Origin of the sequence: Streptomyces sp. SID14515 (genome assembly GCF_010548505.1) — a bacterium.
GTDB classification, from domain to species: Bacteria; Actinomycetota; Actinomycetes; order Streptomycetales; family Streptomycetaceae; genus Streptomyces; species Streptomyces caviscabies.
Map to the genome: position 1 here is coordinate 21,662 of NZ_JAAGMH010000045.1, position 14,704 is coordinate 36,365.

Annotated in this window: 13 protein-coding genes; 4 read left to right on the forward strand and 9 right to left on the reverse strand. The window is 72.7% G+C overall.

The window, feature by feature from the left end; genetic code table 11:
* Window positions 1-30: 30 nt before the first annotated feature.
* Together G3I54_RS09040 and G3I54_RS09045 are read right to left on the reverse strand one after the other, a co-directional pair.
* The gene (locus tag G3I54_RS09040) at window positions 31-1,038 is read right to left on the reverse strand and encodes a GDP-mannose 4,6-dehydratase (RefSeq protein ID WP_164612856.1); all 1,008 of its coding nucleotides are present in this window, start codon (window positions 1,036-1,038) and stop codon (window positions 31-33) included.
* On the reverse strand, window positions 1,035-2,225 hold the full coding sequence (locus G3I54_RS09045; RefSeq protein ID WP_164612858.1) for a UDP-N-acetylglucosamine--N-acetylmuramyl-(pentapeptide) pyrophosphoryl-undecaprenol N-acetylglucosamine transferase: 1,191 nt from the start codon (window positions 2,223-2,225) through the stop codon (window positions 1,035-1,037). The genes G3I54_RS09040 and G3I54_RS09045 overlap by 4 nt, the downstream gene beginning before the upstream one ends.
* 64 nt (window positions 2,226-2,289) lie before the next feature.
* Here G3I54_RS09045 and G3I54_RS09050 point away from each other — a divergent pair, with 64 nt between their 5' ends.
* Window positions 2,290-2,967: a response regulator transcription factor gene (locus tag G3I54_RS09050; RefSeq protein ID WP_203685766.1), complete on the forward strand. Its 678-nt coding sequence runs from the start codon at window positions 2,290-2,292 to the stop codon at window positions 2,965-2,967.
* Window positions 2,964-4,406: a HAMP domain-containing sensor histidine kinase gene (locus G3I54_RS09055; protein ID WP_164612860.1), complete on the forward strand. Its 1,443-nt coding sequence runs from the start codon at window positions 2,964-2,966 to the stop codon at window positions 4,404-4,406. Before G3I54_RS09050 ends, G3I54_RS09055 begins: the two co-directional genes overlap by 4 nt.
* A gap of 40 nt (window positions 4,407-4,446) precedes the next feature.
* On the opposite strand, the gene G3I54_RS09060 is transcribed toward G3I54_RS09055, so the two are convergent.
* The 4 genes from G3I54_RS09060 to G3I54_RS09075 form a co-directional block, all read right to left on the reverse strand.
* Window positions 4,447-6,147 carry a methylmalonyl-CoA mutase family protein gene (locus G3I54_RS09060; RefSeq protein ID WP_164612862.1) on the reverse strand — a complete coding sequence of 567 codons (1,701 nt, stop codon included), beginning with the start codon at window positions 6,145-6,147 and terminating at the stop codon, window positions 4,447-4,449.
* A 96-nt stretch (window positions 6,148-6,243) separates the two neighbouring features.
* Window positions 6,244-6,570 (reverse strand): DUF3817 domain-containing protein, encoded by a 327-nt coding sequence (locus tag G3I54_RS09065; protein WP_097869198.1) that lies wholly within the window; start codon window positions 6,568-6,570, stop codon window positions 6,244-6,246.
* 73 nt (window positions 6,571-6,643) lie between these two features.
* Complete coding sequence (locus G3I54_RS09070) at window positions 6,644-7,153, reverse strand: MarR family transcriptional regulator (RefSeq protein ID WP_164612864.1); 510 nt, start codon at window positions 7,151-7,153, stop codon at window positions 6,644-6,646.
* A gap of 10 nt (window positions 7,154-7,163) precedes the next feature.
* A complete protein-coding gene (locus G3I54_RS09075; protein ID WP_164612866.1) occupies window positions 7,164-8,570 on the reverse strand; it encodes an MFS transporter in 1,407 nt (468 codons plus the stop codon).
* Window positions 8,571-8,656: 86 nt separating this feature from the next.
* Here G3I54_RS09075 and G3I54_RS09080 point away from each other — a divergent pair, with 86 nt between their 5' ends.
* Window positions 8,657-9,640, forward strand: coding sequence for a winged helix-turn-helix domain-containing protein (locus G3I54_RS09080; RefSeq protein ID WP_164612868.1), 984 nt, complete (start codon window positions 8,657-8,659; stop codon window positions 9,638-9,640).
* 129 nt (window positions 9,641-9,769) lie between these two features.
* Complete coding sequence (locus G3I54_RS09085) at window positions 9,770-10,831, forward strand: glycoside hydrolase family 6 protein (protein ID WP_164612870.1); 1,062 nt, start codon at window positions 9,770-9,772, stop codon at window positions 10,829-10,831.
* A 61-nt stretch (window positions 10,832-10,892) separates the two neighbouring features.
* Here G3I54_RS09085 and G3I54_RS09090 read toward each other — a convergent pair whose 3' ends face one another.
* The 3 genes from G3I54_RS09090 to G3I54_RS09100 form a co-directional block, all read right to left on the reverse strand.
* Window positions 10,893-12,116 (reverse strand): hypothetical protein, encoded by a 1,224-nt coding sequence (locus G3I54_RS09090; protein WP_164612872.1) that lies wholly within the window; start codon window positions 12,114-12,116, stop codon window positions 10,893-10,895.
* Window positions 12,113-12,670 (reverse strand): SigE family RNA polymerase sigma factor, encoded by a 558-nt coding sequence (locus G3I54_RS09095; protein WP_164612920.1) that lies wholly within the window; start codon window positions 12,668-12,670, stop codon window positions 12,113-12,115. The genes G3I54_RS09090 and G3I54_RS09095 overlap by 4 nt, the downstream gene beginning before the upstream one ends.
* Before the next feature lie 78 nt (window positions 12,671-12,748).
* Entirely contained in the window at window positions 12,749-14,704 is a 1,956-nt protein-coding gene (locus tag G3I54_RS09100) for a galactose oxidase-like domain-containing protein (protein WP_164612874.1), read from the reverse strand.

A 14,704-nucleotide genomic window follows, 5' to 3' on the forward strand; every position in this document is an offset into this window, starting at 1 on the left:
TCATGCCTGGTAGCGCCCCGGCGCGAAGAGTCAGACCTGGTAGCGCCCCGGCGCGAAGAGGTGCAGATGGTCCGCCACCCAGGCCGAGGTCCGCTCCAGGCCTTCCTCCAGGGTGACTTCGGGCTCCCAGCCCGCCCAGGTGCGGGCGCGGGTGTTGTCGGAGAGCAGTCGGTGTACCTCGCTGCCGGAGGGCCGCAGCCGCGCCGGGTCCACGACGATCTCGGCGTCCCGGCCGGAGGCGGTGATGAGGGCCTTAGCGAGGTCCCCGACCGAGATCTCCCGGCCGGTACCGAGGTTGACGCTCTGCCCCAGCGCCCGGTCGCAGCCGGCCAGTGCCAGGAACCCGGCCGCGGTGTCGGTGACATAGGTGAAGTCCCGGGTCGGGGTGAGCGAGCCGAGGCGGATCTCCCGTGCCCCGGAGTGCAGTTGGGCGAGGATCGTGGGGATCACGGCGCGGGCCGACTGGCGGGGGCCGTAGGTGTTGAACGGCCGCACCACCGTCACCGGCAGCTCGAAGGCGTGCCAGTGCGACAGCGCCATCATGTCCGCGCCGATCTTCGAGGCGGAGTACGGCGACTGCGGCTGGAGCGGGTGGTCCTCGCCGATCGGGGCCGTCAGCGCGCTCCCGTACACCTCGCTGGTGGAGGTGTGCAGGAGGCGGCGGACGGAGTGGCGGCGGCAGGCCTCGGCGATGTTCTCGGTGCCGACGACGTTCGTACGGACGTACGCGCCCGGCGAGTCGTAGCTGTACGGGATGCCGATGAGGGCGGCGAGGTGGAAGACCGTGTCGCAGCCCTCGACCGCGTCCATCACCCGGCCCGCGTCGCCGACGTCCCCGGCGATCATCTCGACGGGGCCGTGCGGGTCGTCGAGGTAGCGGGCGAGGTGGCCCTTGTCGGCGTACGGCTTGTAGTGGACGAACGCCCGGACGCGTGCGCCCCGTTCGACGAGCAGGTCGACGAGGGTGGAGCCGATGAAGCCCTCGGCCCCGGTGACGAGGACGGTGCGGCCGGTCCAGTCGATGGCGGTGCTGTTCATGGGGTGAACTCCCTTGCGGTGGTGGGTTGTACGGCGAGGCTGATGACCGTCTCCGCCAGCAGGTCGGCGGCGCGGGCGTGGTTGCCCGGGTCGGCGGCGCGCCCCATCACGGCGAGCCGCGCGGGGTCGGCCAGCAGCGGGTCGATCAGTTCGGCGAGGCGGTCGGCGGTGGTCTCGGCGTCGGGCACGAGGTGGGCGGCGCCGACGTCGGAGAGGACCCGGGCGTTGTGGGTCTGGTGGTCGCCGGGGGCGTGCGGGTACGGCACGAGGACGGCGGGCACTCCGGTCGTCGCGAGTTCGGCGATCGTGGCCGAGCCCGCCCGGCAGACCACCAGGTCGGCGACCGCGTAGGCGAGGTCCATCCGGTCGAGGTAGGGCACCGCCTGCGCGACGGGCCCCACGCCCGGGTCGGGGGCGTGCGGGTGTCCGGCGGCCCCCGCGCCCGCGTCGCCGAGCTTCCGCCGGGTCTCCGCGAGGGCGGCCGGGCCCGTCTTGATCAGGAGGTGGACGTCTCCGCGGCCCCGCCAGCGGGCGGCGAGGCCCACGGCGGCGGCGGTGAGGCGGGCCGCGCCGAGGCTGCCGCCGTTGAAGAGGACGACCCTCGCCCCCTCGGGTATCCCGAAGGCGCGCCGGGCCTCCGCGCGCAGCGCGGGCCGGTCCAGGGCGGCCAGCGACGCGGCGATGGGCATGCCGACGGTCAGGGCCCGCTCGCCGCCCGAGAGATGGGCGCGGCTGCCGTCGAAGGCGACGGTGAGGTGGTCGGTGAGCCGGGCGGCGAACTGGTTGGCCCGGCCGGGGACCGCGTTGGACTCGTGGATCACGCTGGGCAGTCCGGCCATCCGCGCGCCGACGATCGCCGGGGCGCTCGGATAGCCGCCCATGCCGACGACCACCTGGGCCCGCTGTCTGCGCAGGACCGAGCGGGCCTGGGCGCCGGAGCGGAGGAGGGCGGCCGGGAGCAGGAAGCGCTTCGCGCCGAGCGCGGGGTCGAAGGGGATCATGTCGACGGTGTGCAGCCGGTAGCCGGCCGCCGGGATCAGGGTCGTCTCCAGTCCGCGTTCGGTGCCGATGAAGGAGACGACCGCGTCCGGGTCGGCGCGGCGCAGGGCCTCGGCGAGGGCGAGCCCGGGGTAGATATGGCCGCCGGTGCCGCCCGCACCGATCACGACGGAGAGTGGTGTGCGCATGGCCGCCACTCTCGGGAAGCGGCCTAAGAAGGTTCTAAGAGTCCGGTTTGGCAGTCTTCAGGCTATGAACAGGATTCTGGTGGCCGAGGACGAGCCGGATGTGCGGGCCGCCGTCGAGGACGGGCTGAGCGTCGAGGGGTATGAGGTCCGGGGCGTCGGCGACGGGCTGGCCGCGCTGTCGGCGGTGGCCGCCTGGGAGCCGGACGCGCTGGTCCTGGACGTGATGATGCCGGTGCTGGACGGGCTCGCGGTCTGCCGGAGGCTGCGGGCGATGGAGGACCGGACGCCGGTGCTGGTGCTGACCGCGCTGTCGTCGGTGAGCGAGCGGGTGGACGGTCTGGAGGCGGGCGCCGACGACTATCTGGTGAAGCCGTTCGCGCTGGACGAACTGGTGGCGCGCGTCCGGGCGTTGCTGCGCCGGGCCGCGCCACCCGCCCCGGGCGGGGAGCTGGCCTTCGCGGATCTGACGCTGGACCCGGTGACGCGGACCGGGCGGCGCGGCGGCCGCCCGGTGGAGTTCTCCCGCACCGAGGCCGCCCTGCTGGAGCTGCTGCTGCGCCACCCGGGCCAGGCGCTGCCCCGCGAGGTGATCCTGGAGCGGGTCTGGGGCCAGGACTTCGGGCCCGACTCCAACTCGCTCGCGGTGTACGTGGGTTACCTGCGGCGGAAGCTGGAGGCGGGCGGCGAGCCGAGGCTCGTCCACACCGTGCACGGGCTCGGCTACCGGCTGGACGTGGCGTGAGCGGGGTGCGCCGGCTGGGGGCGCGTTGGCGGCGTCGACGCCCCCTCCGTACGCGCCTCGCGCTGGCGGCCTCGGCGGCGGTGGCGCTGGTGGCGGTCGGGGTGTGCGCGGCGGCGTTCTTCGTCATCCGCTACGAGCTGCTGCACCAGCTGGACCTCTCCCTCACCCAGTCGGCGACCCGGGTGATCCAGGAGAACCGGGGCGAGGGCCCGCAGATCGTGGCGGGCGAGTGCCGCTACCTCTCCGCGCCCGCCTGCGCCCAGATCGTGCCGGCCGACCCGGCGGCGGACCCGGACGCGGCGTATCTGCTGCCCGTCTCCGCCCCCGTACGAGAGGTCGCGGCCGGGGCGCGGGCCCCGTACTACAGCAACGTCAGCCGCTTCGGGCAGCCGCTGCGGATGCTCACCACCCCGTACGGGGACGGGCGGGCGCTCCAGGTGGCGTTGCGCGCGGACCCGGTGGAGAAGGGCGTACGGCAGGCGGCCGTGCTGCTCGCCGCGGTCGGCGGGGCGGGGGTGCTGCTGGCGGGGCTGCTGGGGTACGCCGTATCGCGTACGGGCCTGGCCCCGGTGGCCCGGCTGACCTCGACCGCCGAGCGGATCGCGGCGACCCGGGATCCGCGCCACCGGATCGAGCTGCCGCCGGGGCCGGCGGGGCGGCAGGACGAGGTGACCCGGCTGGCGGCCAGCTTCAACACGATGCTCGGGGAGCTGGAGCAGTCGGTGAGCTCGCAGCGCCGGCTGGTCGCGGACGCCTCGCACGAGCTGCGGACCCCGCTGACCGCGCTGCGCACCAACGCGGAGCTGCTGGCCCGCGGCGACCGGCTGACGCCCGCGCAGCGGGAGCGGGCGTCGGGGGCGCTGGGGCGAGGGATCCGGGAGGTGACCGGGCTGGTGAACGACCTGATCGAGCTGGCCCGGGACGAGGAGCCGCTGCCGCTGCTCGAAGAGGTGCGGATCGCGGAGGTGGCCGAGCACACGGTGGCCATGGCCCGGACGCACTGGCCGCGGACCCGCTTCCTGCTGGAGGTGGGGGCGGGTGCGGCGGAGGCGACGCGGCCCGGTGTTCCGGCGCGGCTGGCCCGGCTGCTGACGAATCTGCTGGACAACGCGGCCAAGTTCAGCCCACCGGACACCCCGGTGGAGGTGGCGCTGAGCGCGTACGGGAGCGGCGGCGGTGGCCGAGACGGGGTTGGGCTCGGCTCCGGGGGCGGGCTTCTGCTGACGGTCCGGGACCACGGGCCGGGCATTCCGGCCGAGGACCTTCCGTACGTCTTCGACCGCTTCTACCGCGCAGAGGCGGCCCGCGCCCTGCCCGGCTCGGGGCTCGGCCTGGCGATGGCCCGGCAAATCGCCCGCGCGCACGGTGCGGAGCTGACGGCGGGGGCGGCGCCCGGCGGCGGGGCGCTGTTCACGCTGACGTTCGGGGAGGGCCCGTGAAGCGGCGGGCCCTCCCCCGCGTCCTCGGCTCAGCAGCGGCTCAGAAGCCCGGCGGCTCCGTGTAGACGCCCCACTCGTCGCGCAGCACTCCGCAGATCTCGCCGAGCGTGGCCTCGGCCCGTACCGCGTCCAGCATCGGCGCGATCATGTTGGAGCCGTCGCGGGCGGCGGCCAGCATCGCGTCGAGGGAGGCGGTGACCTTGGCGTCGTCGCGGGCGGCCTTGCGGTCGGCGAGCTGGCTGACCTGGTCGCGCTCGACCTCGTGGCTGACCCGGAGGATCTCCAGGTCGCCGGTGACCGAGCCGTGGTGGACGTTGACGCCGACGACCCGCTTGTCGCCCTTCTCCAGGGCCCGCTGGTACTGGAACGCGGACTCGGCGATCTCGCCGGTGAACCAGCCGTCCTCGATGCCGCGCAGGATGCCGGAGGTGATCGGCCCGATGGGGTGCTGCCCGTCCGGGTGGGCCCGGGTGCCACGCTCCCTGATCTGGTCGAAGATCTTCTCGGCCTCGGCCTCGATCCGGTCGGTGAGCTGCTCGACGTACCAGGAGCCGCCCAGCGGGTCGGCCACATTGGCGACGCCGGTCTCCTCCATCAGCACCTGCTGGGTGCGCAGGGCGATCTCGGCGGCCTGCTCGGAGGGGAGGGCGAGGGTCTCGTCGAGGGCGTTGGTGTGCAGCGAGTTCGTGCCGCCGAGGACGGCGGAGAGCGCCTCCACGGCCGTCCGCACGACGTTGTTGTACGGCTGCTGCGCGGTGAGCGAGACCCCGGCGGTCTGGGTGTGGAAGCGCAGCCACTGGGCCTTGTCGGTCTTCGCGCCATACGTCTCCTTCATCCAGCGGGCCCAGATGCGGCGGGCGGCGCGGAACTTGGCGATCTCCTCGAAGAAGTCCAGGTGAGCGTCGAAGAAGAAGGAGAGCCCGGGCGCGAAGGTGTCGACGTCCAGGCCGCGCGAGAGGCCGAGCTCCACGTAGCCGAAGCCGTCCGCGAGCGTGTACGCCAGCTCCTGCGCGGCCGTCGCCCCGGCCTCGCGGATGTGGTAGCCGGAGACGGAGAGCGGCTTGTAGGCGGGGATATCGCGGGCGCAGTGCTCCATCAGGTCGCCGATGAGGCGCAGATGGGGCTCGGGCTGGAAGAGCCACTCCTTCTGCGCGATGTACTCCTTGAAGATGTCGGTCTGGAGCGTGCCGTTGAGCACGCCCGGGTCGACGCCCTGGCGCTCGGCGGCGACCAGGTACATGCAGAAGACGGGCACGGCGGGGCCGCTGATCGTCATCGAGGTGGTGACATCGCCGAGCGGGATGTCACCGAAGAGGACCTCCATGTCGGCGGCGGAGTCGATGGCGACCCCGCAGTGGCCGACCTCGCCGAGCGAGCGCGGGTCGTCGGAGTCGCGGCCCATCAGCGTCGGCATGTCGAAGGCGACGCTGAGTCCGCCGCCGCCCGCCGCGAGGATCATCTTGTAGCGCTCGTTGGTCTGCTGGGCGTTGCCGAAGCCGGCGAACTGGCGGATCGTCCACGTGCGGCCCCGGTAGCCGGTGGGGTGCAGCCCGCGGGTGAAGGGGTACTCCCCGGGCCAGCCGATCCGCTCGAATCCCTCGTACGTGTCACCGGGGCGCGGCCCGTACGCGGGCTCGACCGGGTCTCCGGAGAGCGTGGTGAAGTCCGCGTCACGCTTGCGGGCCTTGTCGTAACGGGCCTGCCAGCGGAGGCGGCCTTCCTCGATCGCGTCAGCGTCCATACCTTCGAATTTACTAGGACGTCCTAGTAAATGTCGATGGCAAACCGCCCGGCGCTTTTCGCGCGGGGCGGTTCGGGTGCTCCGGAAGGCCGGGGCTCAGGCCTTGGCGGTGACCGGCGCCGGGTCGGTGACCAGGGCGCGGGCCTCGCGGCTGACCTTCGGTTCGACGAAGAACGAGGCGAAGGGGATGCAGCCGGCGGCCAGCACCCACAGGAGCTTGCCGAAGGGCCACTTGGCCTTGGAGCCGAGGTCGAAGGCGAAGACGACGTAGACGATGAACAGCACGCCGTGGATCTGGGAGATCAGCATGGTGTCGCCGGTCTCGAAGCCGTACTTCGCGATGATCGCCGCGGTGAAGACGAGCAGCCAGACCGCGGTGACGTAGGCCATCACCCGGTAGCGGGTGAGCACGTTCTGTTTCATGGCTACGAGCGTAACGGGACGACCGGGGCGATCTTCGCGCGGCCCCGGCGACGGCGGCCGGCCGGGGCCGCGCTCACTCCTCCGCGAAGTCCTGGGCCGCCACCCGCAGCGGCCGGAGCATGGCGAAGATCTCGGCGCACTCCTCGGAGTCGTACACACCGAGCCCGAAGTCGACCGCGACCAGGTCCCGGGTGGCCGCCTCGACGACCTCGCGGCCCTTGTCGGTGATGGCCGCCAGCGTTCCGCGGCCGTCGTTCGGGTTGGGCCGCTTGCCGACCAGACCGGACTTGACCAGCCGGTCCACGGTGTTGGTGACCGAGGTGGGGTGCACCATCAGCCGCTCACCGATCTTGGACATCGGCAGTTCACCGGCCTTGGAGAAGGTGAGCAGCACCAGCGCCTCGTACCGGGCGAAGGTCAGCCCGTACGGCTTGACGACGGCGTCGACCTCGGCGAGCAGGATCTGCTGGGCCCGCATGATCGAGGTGATCGCCCCCATCGAGGGCACGGGTCCCCAGCGCTGCTGCCAGAGCTCGTCGGCGCGGGCGATGGGATCGAAGGGAAGGCTGAGCGGCTTCGGCACGGCACCGACCTTACCGACTGGTCATATGCCGGTCAGCCCTGTCTCGTCCTTCGGTATCGGACATCCGTCCGGGGGCTGTCCGGCGGACCTCGGCCACCAGCAGCAGCGTGCAGACGGTACCGATGATTCCGGATCCGGCGACCACCTGGTGCACGGGGAAGAACTCGGCCGCGAGCCCCGCCAGCGCCATCCCGAGGCCCTGGACGGTCATCAGCCCGGCGGTGAGCAGCGTCATGGCCCGGCCGCGCAGCTCCTGGGGCACGGCGTCCACGAACCACTGGTCGAGCCCGATCACATACGCGGCGCCCGCACCGGCCAGCGCGAGGGCCGCCAGGGCGAGCGGCAGCCCGGGCCGGACCACGTACACCAGGAGCGGGAGCAGGCCGACGGCGGCGACCGGCAGGACGATCCGGGAGCGGTTACGGGGGCTGAGCACGGAGCCCACGAACAGCTCGGCCCCGATGTGCCCGACGGCCATCGCGCAGAGCAGCAGCCCGAGCGCGGCGGGCGAGGCCCCGATCGCGTCGGCGTACGGAGCGGCGAGCGCCTCCGGGGCCACCACGAACATCGCGGGCAGCCAGAACAGCAGCATCAGCGCCCGGATCCGGCGGTCGCCCAGCACCAGGCGGGCCCCGGACAGCGACTCCTTCAGGAGGGTCCCGCCGCCGTCGCCGGTGGCGGCGCGGGCGGGGCGGTCACGGGTGCCGAAGCGGAGCAGGGCCGCCGAGCAGAGGAAGGTCACCACGGTGACGGTGATCGCGCCGCGCGGGGAGAGCACGGTGAGCAGCACCCCTCCGGCGCCGAACCCGATGAGCATCGCGCTCTGCGAGACGATCCGCAGCAGCGAACGGCCCAGCACATAGAGGTCGCCCTCGCCGAGGATGTCGGTGAGCGCCGCCATCCGCGTCCCGGTGAAGACGGGCGCGATCGCGGCGACCAGGCAGCGCAGGGCGAGGAGCCCGGCGACCGGGGTGGCGGGCACCAGCATCACGGCGACGCAGACCGCGCAGAGCAGATCGCAGACGACCAGGACGCGGCGGGCCGGATAACGGTCGGCGACCCCGGCGAAGAGCGTGCCGCCGACGATGTACGGGAGCAGCCCCAGCGCGAAGGTCAGGGCGCTGAGCAGCGGGGAGCCGGTGAGGTCGTAGACGAGCACGGTGAGCGCGAGTTCGCTGACGACGACGCCGAGCAGCGAGAGCAGGTGCGCGGCGAAGACGGCCCGGAACTCGGTCACGGCGAAGACGGCGCGGTAGCCGCGCGGGGCGTCGGGAGCCGGGGCGTCGGGGTCCCGGAGCGTGGGCCCGGGGCCCGGGTCACGGTGGGCGTCACGCTCCGGGGACGGAGCCGGGAACCGCGCCGCCGGGGCGGGCGGGGTACGGGGTGTGTCCGCCGGGGCGGGGCTGTCGGTCGGCATGGGACGAGACTGGGGGCCGGAGGCGCCGGACTCGTAGACTTTCGGGTGGGGGCGAATGTTCCGTGACCGCCGGGCGAGGGAGACGCGTGCCGTTCCAGCTGCACTTCGGCGAGAGCGATCTGCTGCGCTGCCGGTTCGCGCTGTCACCGCTGTTCGAGACCCAGGAGGCGGTGCGCACCCTCTCCCGCCCCTACCGCCACGGCTACCACCTGCCGTGGCTCCGCCGGATCCGGGAGGCGGCCGCGGCCCTGGACCTGGAGCCTCTGTGGCTGTTGATGCCGGACGCCGGCCACAACCCGGACTTCATCTGCCCGCCGCCGATCGGCCCGTTCGCCACCTTCGACGAGGAGATCGCGGGCGTCCGGGCGGTCGACCCGGAGGTGGCGTGGGCGGACATGGCGCTGGCGCTGGCGGAACGGCCCGGCGCCCGGGAATCCGCGACGGGCCGGCGCCTGCTGGCCGATCCGGCACGGGCCGTGCACGAGCTCGCCGATCTGCTGGAGCAGGTCTGGCGGGCCCTGATCGAGCCGTACTGGCCCCGGCTGCGGGCCCTGCTGGAGGCGGACATCGCCTACCACTCCCGGCGGCTCGCGGACAGCGGTCTGGAAGGGCTGCTGGGCGAGGTGAGCACCCAGCTGAGCTGGAACGGTTCGACGCTCACCGTGAAGGGGACGCGGGGCGACCACCACCAGGTGCTGGGCGGCCAGGGGCTGGTGCTGATGCCGAGCGTCTTCGTCTGGCCCGAGGTGGTGGGCGGTCACCTGGAGCCCTGGCAGCCCGGTCTGATCTACCCGGCGCGCGGGATCGGCGGGCTGTGGAGCGAGGCCGGGGAGCGGACGCCGGAAGCCCTCGCCCGGCTGCTGGGCCGGGTCCGGGCCGATGTGCTGTGCGCGCTGGACGAACCGGCCGGGACCAGCGCGCTGGCGCACCGGCTGGGCCTCGCCGCCTCTTCCGTGTCGGCCCATCTGTCCGTGCTGCGCGGGGCGGGGCTGCTGACCTCGCGGCGGTACGGGCACCAAGTGCTGTACGAGCGCACCCCGCTGGGGATCGCGCTGGCCGCCTCGGACTGAGGGCGCGGCTGTCGGCATCCGGCGTACGGGCGCGTCACGGACGGTGTCGCGCCACCACTCCCCGTAACCGTTATGTCACGATTGCCCTGTTTCCCGTGTCCGTGAGCCACCGCCGTCCGAGGGGTCTGGATGTCCGGCCGCAGAATCGTCCCCCGCGCTCTCCCCCGTGCTCTCCCTCGTACCGTCCGCGCCTTGGCCGTCCTCGCCCTGGCGAGCGCCCTCACCGCGGGGTGCTCGACGCCGGAGCCGCGGGTCACCGGGGCCGCCGAGGAGGGCGGCGAACCCGTCCGGGGCGAGCCCGCCCCGAGCGCGGCCTCCCCGTACTGGGTCGACCCGAACAGCGACGCGGCCCGCCAGGTGCGCACCTGGGAGAAGCAGGGGCGCGAGGCGGAGGCGAAGATCCTGCGGCGGATCTCCGGCCGGCCGGTGGCCGACTGGCCCGCGTGGGACGACCCGGCCCCGGGAATCCGGGCCGCCGCGAGGTCCGCCGCCCGGACGAAGAAGACCATCCTGCTCGTGGCGTACAACATCCCGCACCGCGACTGCGGGCTCTACTCCGCGGGTGGCGCCAAGGACGCGGACGCCTACCGGACCTGGATCGGAGAGTTCGCCGACGCCATCGGGGACGCGCCCGCGACCGTGATCCTGGAACCGGACGCCCTCCCCCACATCACGGACGGCTGCACCCCGCCCGAGCACCACGCCGAGCGCTACCAGCTCCTCTCCGAGGCGGTGGACACGCTCAAGGCCCGGCCCAACACCAAGGTCTACTTGGACGCCGGAAACCCGGACTGGATCGACGAGCCGTCCAAGATGGCGCAGCCGCTGCGCCAGGCCGGCATCGACCGGGCCGACGGCTTCTCGCTGAACGTCTCCAACTTCCAGTCGAACGACAGCGTGAAGACGTACGCGGGACAGCTCTCCGACGCCGTCGGCGGCGCGCACTTCGTCATCGACACCAGCCGCAACGGCAACGGCCCCCTGTCCGGGGGCCGTGAGGAGGCCTGGTGCAATCCGCCGGGCCGGGGGCTCGGCACGCCGCCGACCACCGACACCGGCGACGACCGGCTCGACGCCTATCTGTGGATCAAGCGGCCGGGCGACTCCGACGGCACCTGCCGGGGCGGCCCGCCGGCCGGCGACTGGTGGCCGGAGTACGCACTCGGCCTCGCCCGGCGCGCCGCCTCCTGAGGCGCACGCACCGCCCCGCGGGCCCGCGAGCGCTCGGCTCCGGGCCCGCGGTGACGGCGCCTCAGCTCCGGGCGAAGATCGGCTCCCAGCGCTTGGAGGAGTGGTCCTTGGGCGTACGGGCGCCGCTCAGGGAGATCGTCTTCTTGCTGCCGATGCCGACCAGCACCAGCCGGTTCTCGTACTCCCCGCCGCCCGGTGCGATGTCCCAGGCGATCAACCGGGTGTTGTCGACCCAGGCCAGGAGTTCCTGGCCCCGCAGCTTGGCGACGCGCTCGCCCGTCCGGGGGTCGAGGACCTGGGTGGCGGTGGTCTTCGCACCGCCCGCGAAGCCCCCGGCGACGAGCTTGCCGTCCGGGGAGAGGCCGGCGGGCGCGGACCAGAGGTCGATGTGGGCCTCCCCGGCCGGTGCGGTCACCTTCCGGCCGTCGAAGTCGCGGTAGATGACGCCGGGGGCCATGTTGATGGGCTCGTACAACAGGGTGCCGTCGTCGTTGAAGCGCAGGTTCTCGCCGGAGCCGTAGCCGCCGCCCCCGCCGGAGAACGCGGGCAGCGCATGCCAGTCGGAGGCCCCCGTCGCCACGTCGACGACGGCGAACCCGGTGCGGCAGGGCACCCGCCACGGCTCGAAGTCGTCGTTCACCTGGACCTTGTGGGACCAGTAGGCGCGGTCCGGGTTCTTGTCGTACGTGGTGGCCACCAGCTTGCTGCCGTCGGGCGAGAAGAAGAGGCCGCCGACGCCCTGGGCCAGCGGGATCCAGCGGGTCACCTTCCCGGTACGCAGGTCGAGGAGCCCGATGCGGGGGGCCGGCAGTTCGCGTTCCAGGACGGCGGCGGTCCGCATGCCGGGGGCGACGGCGAGGTAGGACCAGCGCTCGTCCACCTCGTAGCGGCCGGTCTCCTGGTTCAGCACCGAGTAGGTCCGCTCGACGATCTCGTCGCGGTTGGGCTGCCGGACCTTCTTGGAGGTGAAGTACGCGGCGAGGACCTGTTCACCGACGGCGATCCTGTCGCGCGGTGGTGACTGGTCGACATGGCTCACGACGTCGTGGCCGGAGACTTCGCCGCCTGCCACATGGATCCTCTTCGGACCCTCGGCGTCGAGCAGCGTGGGCACGCCCACGGCCGCGGCGACGACGAGGGCCGTGGTGGCCGCGGCCGCGGCGAGGGTACGGGCCCGGCGACGCCGTCGCTCGGCGAACACCCGGCCGGCCAGGCCGGGGCGCGGGGCCGGGACGTCGGCCGCCTGCTCGCGCAGCGCGTCACGGACGAGTTCCTCGACGTTCACGGTCGTACCTCCACGGCAGCGAGATTGCGGGACGCCGGCTGCTCCGCGCCGGACCCGCCGAGGGCGGTGAGTTCGGGCGCGTGGGCGCGCAGTCTGGCCAGGGAGCGGTGGGTGGTGGACCGTACGGTGCCCACCGAGCAGCCGAGAAGCCGGGCCACGTCCGCCTCGGGCAGGTCCTCGAAGAAGCGCAGCACGAGGACGGTGCGCTGCCGGGCGGTGAGCCGGGACAGGGCATCACGCATCACGAGACGCAGCTCGGCGGCCCCCGCACCGTCGGTGCCGCTGCCGCGGTCGGGCGGTTCGGCGACCGTCAGCTCCCGCCTGCGCCCCTTCAGCCGCCAGCGGCTGACCTGCTGCCGGTAGAGGATCTGGCGTACGTACGCCTCGGGTTCCTCGATCCGCCCCCACCGCCCGGCGGCCTTGATCAGCGCGTTCTGCAACAGGTCCTCGCCCGCGTGGCGGTCCCCGCCGCTGAGCAGCACGGCCGTCTTCAGCAACGCCGCCGAACGGTTGTTCACGAATGCACGGAAGCTCTCCTGGCCTGCCGCGTCCACGGTCACCTTCTCCTCCTGGCGGGCCCCCTGCCCTCCCTGACCGTACTGACGCGCGCGGGCGCCTCCCGCTATGCCTGCTCAGGCGACCTTGACCCACTTCGCCTCGGAGGGGATGCCGTCGGTGTCCGTGACGAAGAGCATGTACCAGCCGGGCGGCACCAGCGTGGGATCGTCCGGCACGGTCACGCTCAGCTTGCCGCCGCCCTTCTTCAGGCCCAGCTCGATCGAGCGCTGCTCCACGTCGGTGGTGTGGGTGACGGAGCTCGGCCGCATCAGCCGGGCGGTGGCGATCCGGTCGGCGTCGGCGCTCTCGTACGTCACCGTCGCTCCGCGCTCGGTGTTGTCCGGGCCGTTCCCGATCACCGGGCGCTTGTCCTTGCCGCGGTGCAGGGCGGGCGGGGTGTAGACCTCCATGCGCTGCTCGAACTTGCCGAGCTTGGTGTTGTCCTTGTCGCCGTAGAGCGAGTCGGAGCCGAAGGTCGCCACCCGCCCGTCGGGCAGCAGCAGCGCCTCGGAGTGGTAGTTGCGCCCCACCGTCGGCTCGGCCGCCTCCTTGAAGGTGTTGGTCTTCGGGTCGTAGGACTGCGCCTTCAGGATGTTGCTGTCGCCGCGGCCCCGGTAGTCCTCGGACCCGCCGCTGGTGAAGACGGTGTCGTCGGGCATGATCACGCTGTTGAGGTAGCGGGTGCCCTGCGGCAGGTCGGGACCCGCCTCGAAGGCCGGGCTGTCCTTCTTGAGGTCGATGACCGCCGTGCGGGCCGTGGACTTCTTGGACTCGCCGACCCCGCCGCCGCCCAGCACCATCACCTTCTGGTCCTGCACGGGCGGCAGCAGCAGCGAGGCCGCCGTCTCCAGCTCGTCGGTGTCGGTCAGCCCGGGCACCTTGGTGAAGGTGTTCTTCTTCAGGTCCCAGATCCCGGGCTCGCGGCCCTTGTCCGCCGGGCCGTAACCGGCGTTGGCGCCCGGGTAGAAGAGCTTGCCGCCCTTGGTCAGGAAGAGCGCCGGGTAGGTCGGGAAGTAGTGGAAGGGGCCCTTGGCCCACTTCTTGGTCTTCGGGTCGTAGATCTCGTTGTCGCCCGGGAGGATCGCGCCGACGTCGTCGAGGCCGGAGACGGCGAGCACCTTGCCGTCCTCCAGGCCGACGAGCGTCGGGTACCAGCGGGCCTCCTTCATCGGATCGACCTTGATGTATTTCTCCGCCGTCGGGTCGAACTCGTAGGCGGCGCGGATCCCCTGGAAGTCCTGCTTGTCCATCGTGATCTTCTCGGCGAGGCCGTAGGAGTTGTCGGCCTCCTTGCCCTTCAGCCCGACGATCTCGTACTGGGCGGCGTCCGTCGCCACCGCCTCGGGGCCGTCGTCCACCGCCTCGACGAAGACCCGCTGCTCGGCGGCGGTCACCTTGGTCTTCCACGGCTTCATCTGGCCGCTCTTGAAGTAGTCGACCTCGAACTCGCGCTTGGCCTTGGGGACGGTGACGTCGAACTTCGCCCGGTACTCCACGCCGGAGGGCGAGCGGAAGACCGTGCCCTTCTTGAGCTTCAGCGGCTTGTCCGGGTTCTCGTTCTTGACCCGCATACCGCCGCCGGCCCGCTCCACCTTGTCATCGAGCACCTCGTAGCGGGCGGTGCCGCCCGCGATGAGGAGCCGCCCGTCGGGGAGCTGGGCGTGGCCGCCGCAGAAGAAGTCCTCGGGGGTGGGGATCTTCTGGAAGGTGTTCTCGGCCGGGTCCCAGAGGACGGTGTCGAAGGTGCCCGCGTCGAAGTTCTTCTCGTCGTTGCCGGAGCCCGCGACGATCAGCACTTTCCCGGTGTGCAGGAGCGCCGCGTGGATGGCGTTGGTGCGGTACTCCTTCGGGATGTTCACCCGTTCCCAGGAGCCGTATTCCGCCTTGTACGCCGGCTGGTCGATCTTGTACGCGTGGTACCTGTCCTCGGCGAAGGACAGGGCGGCGGGCGCGTTCAGCCCGGCGAGCAGCACCACCGCGCCGCCGCCCAGGAGCGTCTTCCTCATCTTCTTCGAGGGCCGGTAGGCCAT

Excerpts from the sequence above, each read along its gene's own strand:
- G3I54_RS09040 (WP_164612856.1), bottom strand. The coding sequence starts at position 1,038 with ATGAACAGCACCGCCATCGACTGGACCGGCCGCACCGTCCTCGTCACC.
- G3I54_RS09045 (WP_164612858.1), bottom strand. The coding sequence starts at position 2,225 with ATGCGCACACCACTCTCCGTCGTGATCGGTGCGGGCGGCACCGGCGGC.
- G3I54_RS09050 (WP_203685766.1), top strand. The coding sequence starts at position 2,290 with ATGAACAGGATTCTGGTGGCCGAGGACGAGCCGGATGTGCGGGCCGCC.
- G3I54_RS09060 (WP_164612862.1), bottom strand. The coding sequence starts at position 6,147 with ATGGACGCTGACGCGATCGAGGAAGGCCGCCTCCGCTGGCAGGCCCGT.
- G3I54_RS09065 (WP_097869198.1), bottom strand. The coding sequence starts at position 6,570 with ATGAAACAGAACGTGCTCACCCGCTACCGGGTGATGGCCTACGTCACC.
- G3I54_RS09075 (WP_164612866.1), bottom strand. The coding sequence starts at position 8,570 with ATGCCGACCGACAGCCCCGCCCCGGCGGACACACCCCGTACCCCGCCC.
- G3I54_RS09085 (WP_164612870.1), top strand. The coding sequence starts at position 9,770 with ATGTCCGGCCGCAGAATCGTCCCCCGCGCTCTCCCCCGTGCTCTCCCT.
- G3I54_RS09100 (WP_164612874.1), bottom strand. The coding sequence starts at position 14,704 with ATGGCCTACCGGCCCTCGAAGAAGATGAGGAAGACGCTCCTGGGCGGC.